The organism is Sphingobium sp. B11D3A (assembly GCF_025961695.1).
In the GTDB taxonomy this organism is placed as follows: Bacteria; Pseudomonadota; Alphaproteobacteria; order Sphingomonadales; family Sphingomonadaceae; genus Sphingobium.
Genome location: NZ_JAOQOE010000002.1, coordinates 105,411 through 114,865, shown reverse-complemented (window position 1 = coordinate 114,865; position 9,455 = coordinate 105,411). Strand labels below are relative to the sequence as shown.

12 protein-coding genes and 1 riboswitch are annotated in these 9,455 nt (G+C 58.6%); of the genes, 8 read left to right on the top strand and 4 right to left on the bottom strand.

From position 1 onward, the window contains the following. Together M2332_RS16605 and M2332_RS16600 are read left to right on the top strand one after the other, a co-directional pair. Nucleotides 1-261, top strand: a 261-nt coding sequence (locus M2332_RS16605; RefSeq protein ID WP_264575063.1) for a hypothetical protein, incomplete at its 5' end; no start/stop codon positions are given. 60 nt (nucleotides 262-321) lie between these two features. Continuing rightward, a protein-coding gene (locus M2332_RS16600; protein ID WP_264575062.1) for an IS5 family transposase occupies nucleotides 322-1,088 on the top strand; the annotation gives its coding sequence in 2 pieces (ribosomal slippage) (nucleotides 322-634 and nucleotides 634-1,088; 768 coding nt in all). A 108-nt stretch (nucleotides 1,089-1,196) separates the two neighbouring features. On the opposite strand, the gene M2332_RS16595 is transcribed toward M2332_RS16600, so the two are convergent. From M2332_RS16595 to M2332_RS16580, 4 genes are all read right to left on the bottom strand, one after another. After that, a complete protein-coding gene (locus M2332_RS16595) occupies nucleotides 1,197-2,090 on the bottom strand; it encodes a replication initiator protein A (protein ID WP_264575061.1) in 894 nt (297 codons plus the stop codon). A 429-nt stretch (nucleotides 2,091-2,519) separates the two neighbouring features. Further along, on the bottom strand, nucleotides 2,520-3,299 hold the full coding sequence (locus M2332_RS16590; protein WP_264575060.1) for a helix-turn-helix domain-containing protein: 780 nt from the start codon (nucleotides 3,297-3,299) through the stop codon (nucleotides 2,520-2,522). A 743-nt stretch (nucleotides 3,300-4,042) separates the two neighbouring features. Then, entirely contained in the window at nucleotides 4,043-4,600 is a 558-nt protein-coding gene (locus M2332_RS16585) for a lytic transglycosylase domain-containing protein (RefSeq protein ID WP_264575068.1), read from the bottom strand. 256 nt (nucleotides 4,601-4,856) lie between these two features. Further along, entirely contained in the window at nucleotides 4,857-5,291 is a 435-nt protein-coding gene (locus tag M2332_RS16580) for a hypothetical protein (RefSeq protein ID WP_264575059.1), read from the bottom strand. Nucleotides 5,292-5,309: 18 nt separating this feature from the next. On the opposite strand from M2332_RS16580, the gene M2332_RS16575 reads away from it, so the two are divergent. The 6 genes from M2332_RS16575 (at nucleotide 5,310) to M2332_RS16550 (ending at nucleotide 9,453) form a co-directional block, all read left to right on the top strand. After that, a complete protein-coding gene (locus M2332_RS16575) occupies nucleotides 5,310-5,573 on the top strand; it encodes a hypothetical protein (protein ID WP_264575058.1) in 264 nt (87 codons plus the stop codon). Nucleotides 5,574-5,614: 41 nt separating this feature from the next. Beyond that, a riboswitch (cyclic di-GMP riboswitch) is annotated at nucleotides 5,615-5,689 on the bottom strand. A gap of 387 nt (nucleotides 5,690-6,076) precedes the next feature. Further along, nucleotides 6,077-6,412 carry a hypothetical protein gene (locus M2332_RS16570; protein WP_264575057.1) on the top strand — a complete coding sequence of 112 codons (336 nt, stop codon included), beginning with the start codon at nucleotides 6,077-6,079 and terminating at the stop codon, nucleotides 6,410-6,412. Nucleotides 6,413-6,465: 53 nt separating this feature from the next. Continuing rightward, the gene (gene traL, locus M2332_RS16565) at nucleotides 6,466-6,750 is read left to right on the top strand and encodes a type IV conjugative transfer system protein TraL (RefSeq protein ID WP_264575056.1); all 285 of its coding nucleotides are present in this window, start codon (nucleotides 6,466-6,468) and stop codon (nucleotides 6,748-6,750) included. A gap of 3 nt (nucleotides 6,751-6,753) precedes the next feature. After that, nucleotides 6,754-7,353: a type IV conjugative transfer system protein TraE gene (locus M2332_RS16560; RefSeq protein ID WP_264575055.1), complete on the top strand. Its 600-nt coding sequence runs from the start codon at nucleotides 6,754-6,756 to the stop codon at nucleotides 7,351-7,353. Beyond that, nucleotides 7,350-8,102, top strand: coding sequence for a type-F conjugative transfer system secretin TraK (locus M2332_RS16555; protein ID WP_264575054.1), 753 nt, complete (start codon nucleotides 7,350-7,352; stop codon nucleotides 8,100-8,102). The genes M2332_RS16560 and M2332_RS16555 overlap by 4 nt, the downstream gene beginning before the upstream one ends. Before the next feature lie 25 nt (nucleotides 8,103-8,127). After that, nucleotides 8,128-9,453 carry a TraB/VirB10 family protein gene (locus tag M2332_RS16550; protein ID WP_264575053.1) on the top strand — a complete coding sequence of 442 codons (1,326 nt, stop codon included), beginning with the start codon at nucleotides 8,128-8,130 and terminating at the stop codon, nucleotides 9,451-9,453. Nucleotides 9,454-9,455 lie beyond the last annotated feature (2 nt).

The following is a 9,455-nucleotide window of genomic DNA, read 5'->3' as shown; positions in this document are numbered from 1 at the left end:
GGCGTCCCGACACCACCGCCCGATGCACGCATCGACAAGCCGCTATTGGCGGCCGCCGGAGTTGGTTCGTGGGCCACTTTCATGAAATTGACCCAACATGTCAGCGTCGTTAGCGATGGGATTTCGCTGAAAGTTACGCCTCATCGTAATTTGGGTAGCAAAGGGGGCTTTGAGCCGGAGGCAGATTTGGTAGTTCCCTCTGCTGATTCCCCATCGAATTTGGGGCAGATAGTTGCGGATTTGCTCAGCCGCGCGGCATAGCTGAAAGCGCCGTTCGAGCTTGGGCTTTCGCAGGCCGTCGAAATCTGATTCAGGCTCGGCATGAGCAGATACGACCTGACCGACTTCGAGTGGCGCGTTATCGAGCCGCTACTGCCCAACAAATCACGAGGCGTGCCGCGTGTCGATGACCGACGCGTGCTGAATGGCATCTTCTGGGTATTGCGGTCCGGTGCGCCGTGGCGCGACCTGCCAGAGCGCTATGGTCCGCGTACCACCTGCTACAACCGCTTTGTACGATGGCGGAAGGCGGGCGTGTGGGACCGGCTTATGGACACGATCACCGCCGCGCACGACGGAGACATCCAGATGATCGACAGCACCTCTGTTCGCGCCCACCAGCAGGCCGCGACGGTAAAAAGGGGGGTGCAGATCAGTGTCTCGGTCGATCACGCGGCGGGCTCACGACCAAAATCCACGTCGTCGTCGACGCGCAGGGCCTCCCGATCCGGTTCGGCCTAACTGCCGGGCAGACGCATGACGGGCAGATCGCAGATGCGCTGCTCGACCATCTCGGACCGCGCACCATCGTGCTGGCGGACAAGGCCTATGATGCCGATCGCATCCGCGAACTGATCCAAGACCAGGGCGCAACGCCTAACATCCCGCCGAAGAGCAACCGGCGCTGGAAACCCTGCTTCAGCAAGCGGCTCTATCGGGAGCGCAACCTGATCGAGCGGTTCTTCTCCAAGCTGAAGCACTTCCGCCGGGTCGCAACCCGCTACGATAAGCTCGCCGCGAACTTCCTCGCCATGGTCCAACTCGCCTCAATGAGGCTGTGGCTACGGGCTTATGAGTCTACGGCCTAGATTGAATTCAGCTGAAGGCTCGTTCCTAGCTTCAGACCGTCACAACCATTTCATCAGTCAGTGTGGCCATTGGATCGGGACATCCGGGGTCTCGGAGCATACGCGACCTTAATGTGCCGGCGCGAGGCGAGTTTGGAGTAGCATCGCTGGCGACCGTGAACGATCTTGGCGCGGCCGTACTGACACGAGAGTTCGGACGGCCTTTCGCCGCCCTGGGGCTGTTGGTGCGCTGTCGACGATGTCAGTGATAATCAATCGATATTCAGGCAGCTCGTCAGCTTCGGCGATACGCTTTAGAGCATGCTTGAAGCGGGGCGCCGTATCGTTGCTACCCACCTGATGGCGGAGCGCCTCAATCTCCACCTCCCACACATCGTCGTCCCCACAGTGTGAGCGAGCGAGTTCGTAAACTCGGCGCTCGATCGGACCCAACGAGAAATAATCGTGATGATACGAGAGAATGCGCTGATCCATGCGTATCGCTCGATACAGCCAGTCGCAAAGGCGAACCTTGACCGCTTTGAGGCGGCGCTCGCCACTACGCCCGCGCGTGTAGCTCAAGCGCGCTTCAGGTAGCCACGAGAAGTATCCCTCTTCGCCCTCCCCGCCAGTCTCGATGTTCGTGCGGATCTGAGTTCCCTGCAGCCTCTCAAGTGCTTCATTTAGGCGCTGATATGATCGCTTCGACTGACTGGTGCCGGTTACGCGAAAGAAATCATGGGCGGTAAAGGTGAAGTCCTGCCCAACCGGGAGACCCTCTTGGATTTTGGCGATCATCAAGCTGGCGATGTAAAGGACGATCTCTTTATCGTAGATCGTTGCGACGCCCATCGTACTCGGACGAACCTCGATCGACACGTTGTTGGAGTGAAACTCAATGGGCTTCATCTGAGCGATTTTGGTCAAGGCAAAGAATGGAAAGGCCATAATCGACCGCTCGCCCCGCACGTCGCCGTGAAGGGGGCTATCAAAAACGAAGAGGTCTCCCTGTTTTGCCGCCATGGTGGTGTTGCCCGTCCAAAATCGCCGAAAGCACGATTAGAGCCCGGCGCTTCGAATTTGAGAGTGTCTATCATAGTGCGAGGTGTAAACCCGCGACTGACTTAGAATCGCCGAAAGCACGAATCTTTCACCCGAGATGACGCCTTCAGACATGTGAATGTCGCAAAGATTCTCCGGGGAACGGTTGGCAATAGCGCGCAGATTCGTGCTTTCGCCGATCTACCTTTACGCGGCGGGCAATCTGGTCCTAGAGCGATTCGGCCTTCAATGCGGTTTCGTGCTTTCGCCGATTGAGGACTGCCGACAATCTCATTGAAATCCCTCCTAGTTCACAGATTGGCACCGTCGCCTCATTTCAAGGACGGAGGGTGCCGCTTGCTCCCATTGGGGAGCATTCCGTCGGCGTAGCCGACGGTTGGTGCGTTCAGCTTAGGATTTAGGATGGCGTTTTTGGCTCCAACGGGGCCGTTCTGAAGCCCCGTCAGGGGTAGGCATGACCCGACTAGGGTCATTCCACTGATCCCTCTTAATAGATTTTAAAATCGGGTGAGGAGGAGTGCATTGATTGCACTCACGGGTCAAAGTCTCTTGTCGCTGCCTCTCTGACGACCGCTCCGCAGCGAGGATCAGGGCCGCGCGCTGAGCAATGTCGGTCGGCATAAGCCTGCGACGTTCGACCGCTCCGGCGGCGGCTAGCATTTGCGCGTGTTGTTCCAGCGCTTCTGAGCGGCGCTGATCTTCATCCACCGGCACGGGGGCAAAGAGCCCGATCATTTTCCCGATCCAGGCAGGGAGCTGCGCGCGATAAAGGTTCGAGGTTTGCTCTGAGCGCGCGCCCGTCTCTTGGTCCCGTGTGTAAATGTAGCGTCTGATCCATTCCACGACGCCCAGATCTCGCAACCTCTGAATGCTGTAGTGGACCGCGCGACGACCAAGGCCAGTCCATCGCATCAAAGTCTCATAGGAGGGATTGCACCATCCCTTGCGATAATGAAGCTCGTCGAGCATCCTTATCAGCATATCCCGACATGACCGGGTAAACAGCGTCAAGCGATGTTCTTCTGTCGTAAGCTCGCGACCCGCGCGTGCTTCAGCCGCGAGTTTCCGCCCATGCTCAAACATTCGAAAACAGGCGTGGGTGAGCTGCTTGCGCTGCTCACTCGTAACCGGCCTGACGAATTCGGCCTCGGCAACATCGCCGGTGCGCACACTGCCGCCCCAGACCGGTCGGCGCGTAACGTGCGTGCTGCCATGGGGCCTACGCGAAAGGGGGCGGGAGCCAGCCAGTCTTGAAGCTGTTCTACTAAGCCCGGCAGACATCGGAAGCTGGTGCAATTGAACGCCACATAGCACCGCGAGTGGGAGTACTGGAACGCCTGACGCCCGCTGACGCTGTTGCAGGGCATATGCCGTACTAATGTCGTCGTCGCTGACTCCGGCATTGCGGAGTTCAGCCAGCGCGGCCGAGGGAACGTCGGCTATCCCAATTTGGCTATGAAACATCGTTCGGTCACTCCAAATTTGGAGCCCGTGAGGACGCAAAAAATCGCAGCGCGAATTGCGCTTTGGTGTTGCGAATTGTGGGAGACCCAGCTAACGTCCGGTTGTCACACCTTGGATCGACGCTTCGGTAGCTGGTCCTCCAAAAAGCCCGGCCAATGGCCGGGTTTTTTTATGCCCTCACTTGCCCCCTATCAGTTCAATATGAACGTCGTGAACTCTTGTGGATCGCACAGTCAGCGCCGTTGACGCGTCGGTGATCACAAAGCTCGAAAAATAGATTCGACTGGGACGAACCATGCGCTCCGGACTGGCCGATATTCCACGCCCGAATTTCGTGCTTTCGCCGATGATTCCGGGGAAAGAATCGTGCGATCGGCGATAATGTCGCTCGGGCCCAAGCGTAAAACTACAAAGGCGTTGGGTAAGGTCCGAGCTTTGATGGACGATCATCAATACACCCGAACAATTTGTGCTCGGGTTCCGAATGAGCGAGAGGTGCTGTCGTTCGCAGTATCAGTCAGATGATACCAATTAGAGAGAATGCGCCGAACGTAATTTTGGGTTTCTTCAATGTTGGGGATCTCGCGCTTCTTTCGAACCCGACCTGGCCCAGCATTATAGGCCGCGAGCGCGAGGTGAACCTGACCGAAGCTGTCGAGCTGTTGTTTTAGGTATGCGGCCGCGCCTCGCAGGTTGTCGCGAAGATCGAACCTGTTCACGCCAAGCTGACGAGCGGTGTCAGGCATTAGCTGCCCTAAGCCAAAGGCGCCCTTCTTACTTATGGCCGCATGATTGTACCCGCTCTCTTGAATGATAAGCGCGTCCATTAGGCCAACCGGAAGACCAGACCTACAAGCGATATCATGCACAACCGGATAAATGGACTCGCGCCGCTTTTCTGCTGCTGCGCTGAGCAGTGCGGACTTACGATATGTTGGAGCTGCACAGGACGTTGGACCAACCGGTATTGCAAACTGTTGAGTGAGTGAAGACTTCGTGCCTCGCATCCAGGTGGGAACACGGACAAAGGCTGCTGCTGACGTTGCGGGCGCAGACGGTGCAGGAGGGGGGGCGGTTTCTCCGAAGCTCGACATCATGCCAGCACGGACTTGGTTGGCAGGGGCGTCGGCAACCGCTACGCGTGCCCCAAAGGAGAGCACTGCCACTTGCCTGCTCACATCAGCCCTAACAACTTGAGAGGTGGCTGCCCAGGTAAGGATAGCAAAAGGCAATATGACGAGATCGAAACGCCGTTTCATCTTATTAGCGAAAGGAGATAAGGTTCGAGCGCGCGTTGTTGCTCTGGATTAGCTTGTGATGCTCCCCGAGCAAGCTGAGGATGCGGCTACAGAGCATCGCTACCTCACCGTCATTGAGGTCGGGTATCACGTCAGAATCCGGCTCGAACATTTCTCTCATCAACGTCGAAACAAGACGGCAAACGAGCGTGAGGCGCGGATCATGATAATGTTCAGGGTCGTTGAGGACTTCAACGGCAAGGAACGCTTCGAGACGATCCACTCCGATCGCTCGTCCAACTGCGACGAGGCTCTCGTATCGCGGCCTGAGGTTGCCACCAGGTTCGAGCATGGCCGACAGACTGCTATGGTGCTGACTTACCAACTCGCTGATTTGGCGGAGCGAGATTGAGCGGCGTTCAATCACACGCCCATACAGATTTCGGTACTTCTCGATCATCAGATCGCCTCAACCCAAATGCCACTGCATCCCAGTATTGCAATGTTTGCAAACTGTGCCATGTTGGCACTACTGTTATTGTTGTCACATCGCAACGCATGTTTCATCTGCGAAGGGATGGAAAAGAAGGTGCATCGGCTTGTTTTGATGGTCGAACCGGAGTTGATGGAGCGGTTGAAAGCCTCCATGCTCCGCCGTGAGGTATTCTCGCGTTCCGAAGTCGTGCGCCAATTGATTGATGAAGCACTTACGCGGGAAGAGGCCCCCCCTGCCGCGAAGTAGCCGCTATGGGCTGCAGTCTTCATTGTCCGGAATACCCCTGTTTCGGTGACCCCGCTATCTTCGTGAGACCGGAGGCTTTGCGTCCCGCTGTCGCCAGTGGTTTGCCGTTTCGTTCAGCTCATTGTTCCGAGGATGGGCTGTTCACAATTTCCTAACCACGTTCCTGAGTGATCGGTCAAGGATACACCCGTGGCGGAGAGCTAAATTAACATCTAATTTAGGTTCCAGGGAGCGCGGCACATAGTTTGTGGCTAGAAAACGCGCCAATCTGGCGGGAAAAATAGCCACAGTGGCTAGAAAACGCGCCACAGTGGTGAGGAAATTGGCCGGAATTTGCAATTTTATTGCGCGTCTTTGATCTCTTGATTCCATTTCGAGAGATTTTCGGCGACAATATCGGTTTTCGATCTGTCTGACTTCGATTTTCACTTGCCGTCCACGTTCATATTTTCCGATTTTTGATGTGGGGGTGATGAAGCACCTCGCAAACATCGGAGGACTCTATGGGCAAGACCATGTCCCTGCGCTTTGCGCGGGACCATGAACGTGCACTCAACGCGGCCGTCATGGCCGTGCTGCTGCTTGTGGCACTATTTTATCTAATCAATCCTGCTTTCGCAGGCACCGACACGACGTTCGCGCCGGCATCCACTCTTTTCACCAACATCCTTCAGGGCTCGGGCGGCACGCTGATCGCGATCGTCGCGACGGCAATCGGCCTGGTGAACCTCGCTCGTGGCGGCTTCCAAATGGCATCGGTCGGCGTACCGCTCGGCGTTGGCATCGGCGTGGCCACTGGTCCCGCAATCGTCACCAGCACGATCACCGCGATCATCTGACACTCTTAGCCTGCCGGGCTCCCTTGTAGCTCGGCGGGCAGGCGGGGCGGCTTATGAACCGATACACTATTCCCTCGAAGCTGGATGAGCCTGAGCGCATCGGCCCTTGGACTATCGACGAACTTGTCGTGACCGTGGGGCCGTTCGTGGTGGGCATCATCACGCAGCAATTCATGGTCGGCATCATTGCAGGGGCACTGGGCTGGTATACCTTGCGCAAGGCAAAGGCGGGTCGTGCCGGAGCTTGGCTCCTCAATGCTGCCTACTGGTATCTGCCGAGCGAGGTGTTGAAGCTCAACGCCGTCCCGCCTTCCTACATTCGTTTGATGGCGGGGTAAGGCATGGATCTGGAATATAGCCAGGGGCAGGCTCAACGGGTCTTGCGCCAGCGTAACATGCTCGCGCTAACCTGTGCCGGCCTATCGGTGCTGACGGTCGCATCGCTGCTCGCCGCGTCGGTCAAGGACCGCGAAATCGTTCTGCAGCCAATCGCCGGACGATCAGTCACCATTTCATCGCGCGCGATGGATCGCGATTATCTCGAACTCGTCACGCGCGACACTGCGGTGATGATGTTCAATCGGACGCCGCAGTCGGCGGACTACCGGATGAACCAGGTCCTCAAGATCGCTCATCCTTCCGCCTACGGAAAGCTCAAAGGCGAGCTGATCAAGATTGTCGACGATCAGCGCGGCTCCAGCGTCGCGCAGTTCTTCACGATGGAAAAGCTGACAGTCGATCCCAGGGGTCTGAACTCGACCGTAACTGGAGTCCTTCACACGATGGTCGGACGGGAGGAAGTGTCAGCCGTCCAGCGGACTTTCCAGTTCGATTGGACCTACACGGGCCTTGAGCTGCGCCTCGTCGGCTTTCGCGCCATCCAGTCCGAAAAGCCGGGCACAAACCAGAACAGCAACGCGAGCCAAGAGGTGGCGCCATGACGCGCAAGCCAAACAGGGGATTGGCGCTTGGCCTGAGCGCCATCGCATTGTGCGCTGCATCCCCGGCATGGGCCGATCAGCAATTCACGGTCGAGGATAATGACAGCGTGCGTTGCACGGTTGCTTCGCGCGAACTGACGCGCGTGAGCCTGGTCGACGATGCTTTCGCCAGCGTCTCAAAAACCGAGACGCTCGATCCTCGCGACGATTTTTCCGTGGTCAATGAACCTACGCGCGGGGATATCTACATCTCGGTTCCAGATGGCTTTCGGCCCGGAACCCTGTCCTTCTTCGGCACGAGCAAGAAGGGCTTCGTCTACAAGTTCGCCTGCAAGGTCGAGAAGGTCGAGGCGCAGCAGGTTTTTCTGACCAACACGCGCGCCTTCGCGCCGCCAGCGCCCGACGCGCAAGAGCTGGAGGATGAGGCGCCCGATCCCGATGAAGCGGCCGTTCGGCTCATACAGGGAATGGCCGCGCAACAGGTCATGCCCGGCTATCGTCTGTCTCGGTCCGCCCTTGCGCCGGTCCAGGTCGGCACGCTCACCGTGCAATTGATCGCTGAATATCAGGGTCTCGATCAGACGGGCCGCGTCCTGCGGATCGAAAACAAGGGCAATGAGAGCGTCGTGCTGGATGAAAGCGCCATCGCGCCGGCGGGCGCTCATGCCGTGAGTATTTCCCGCCCGCAGCTCGCCGCCCGCGAGGCGACCGCCGCCTATGTGGTCGTGGCGAACGAACAGCGTCGCTGACGCAAGATCGACCGGAGCAAATTCAATGGCAGGTATGCTGGATTTTCTGAAGCGCCGAGACCATCGGCCCCATGACGGCGCGTCCGGCGATACCATCGCCAGCATCGACATGACGGCCAATGACGACGCGCTGCGTCGTCAACGACTGATCCTTGCCGGGGGTAGCGCCATCGCGATCGCCGCCGCCATGTGGTGGCTGTTCTCAGGACGCACACCGGCCAGTCAGGACCCCAATGCGCAGGACCTCGCTGCGAGCGATGTGCAGATCTCGACCGGGGAACTGGGCGCGCGCAATCTCTCCGAGAAAGAATGGATCGCTATGAGCGAGAACCGCCTGCAAGCGCAGGCGGGGCAACTCGACCGCCTGCAGGGGCAGGGGGATCAGCTCAGCCAGCTTCAGGCACAAGTCGAGGCGCTTCGCGCGCAAAACGCGTCCATGGAGAGCGACGGGCGACAGGTCCTGACCGCTTATGAATCGGAGAACGCGGCTCTGCGTTCACAGCTAAGTGCCGCGCAGACCGCCCCTGGTCCTGCTGCAGGAACCTCCTCGCTCTATGGCCCAGGTGGGCCGCAGCCCTATCAATCGCCGGACGGCCCGGTGCGCCGCCCCGGCGAACTCAAGGTTATCAACTTTGGCGCTTCAGGGGCCCCCTCGGGCGGAACGCCAGCAGCCGGCGCCTCATCGCGGCCCGGCGCCGTGCTGACAGATAGTCCCAACTATCTTCCCGCCAACAGCTTCGCGCGCGCACGGGTGATTGTGGGTGTGGACGCCGCGTCCAATGTCCAGAGCCAAAGCGATCCTCTTCCCGTGGTCTTGCGGATCACCGGGCCAGCTCGCTCGGTGGCCGATGGGCACAAGGTCTTCAAGACCCGCATCGAAGGCTGCCTGGTCAACGGGTCGGCGCGCGGCGATCTGTCCAGCGAGAAAGTCTATGTGAAACTCGCGCGGATGACCTGTCCCGATGCGAAGGGGCGCTACGCGGAATCGGAAGTCAAAGGCTTCATCGCATTCGGCGGCAAGACGGGCGTGCGGGGCAGGGTGGTGAGCCGCGAAGGCAATCTTGCCATGCAGGCTTTTCTTGCCGGTATGGTTGGCGGTGTGGGCCGTGGTTTCTCGATGAACACCAACAGCTATCTCTCCGGCACCAACACCATCGTCGATGGCAAGCGCCAGAAGCTGTCTCCCGGTGACATTGCGCAGGCGGGCCTAGGCGAAGGCATTTCAACCTCGGGCGACCGGGTCTCGAACTATCTGATCGAGCGTGCCGAGCAATATCAGCCGGTCATCGAAATGCCGACCGGCATCGATGTGGAAATCGTCTTTCTTGAAGGCGCCTTCGTGCGGAACTGAGG

Coding starts and splice junctions, on each gene's coding strand:
- M2332_RS16595 (WP_264575061.1), bottom strand. CDS start 2,090: ATGGCGGCAAAACAGGGAGACCTCTTCGTTTTTGATAGCCCCCTTCAC.
- M2332_RS16585 (WP_264575068.1), bottom strand. CDS start 4,600: ATGCGAGGCACGAAGTCTTCACTCACTCAACAGTTTGCAATACCGGTT.
- M2332_RS16580 (WP_264575059.1), bottom strand. CDS start 5,291: ATGATCGAGAAGTACCGAAATCTGTATGGGCGTGTGATTGAACGCCGC.
- M2332_RS16575 (WP_264575058.1), top strand. CDS start 5,310: ATGCCACTGCATCCCAGTATTGCAATGTTTGCAAACTGTGCCATGTTG.
- M2332_RS16570 (WP_264575057.1), top strand. CDS start 6,077: ATGGGCAAGACCATGTCCCTGCGCTTTGCGCGGGACCATGAACGTGCA.
- traL (WP_264575056.1), top strand. CDS start 6,466: ATGAACCGATACACTATTCCCTCGAAGCTGGATGAGCCTGAGCGCATC.
- M2332_RS16560 (WP_264575055.1), top strand. CDS start 6,754: ATGGATCTGGAATATAGCCAGGGGCAGGCTCAACGGGTCTTGCGCCAG.
- M2332_RS16555 (WP_264575054.1), top strand. CDS start 7,350: ATGACGCGCAAGCCAAACAGGGGATTGGCGCTTGGCCTGAGCGCCATC.
- M2332_RS16550 (WP_264575053.1), top strand. CDS start 8,128: ATGGCAGGTATGCTGGATTTTCTGAAGCGCCGAGACCATCGGCCCCAT.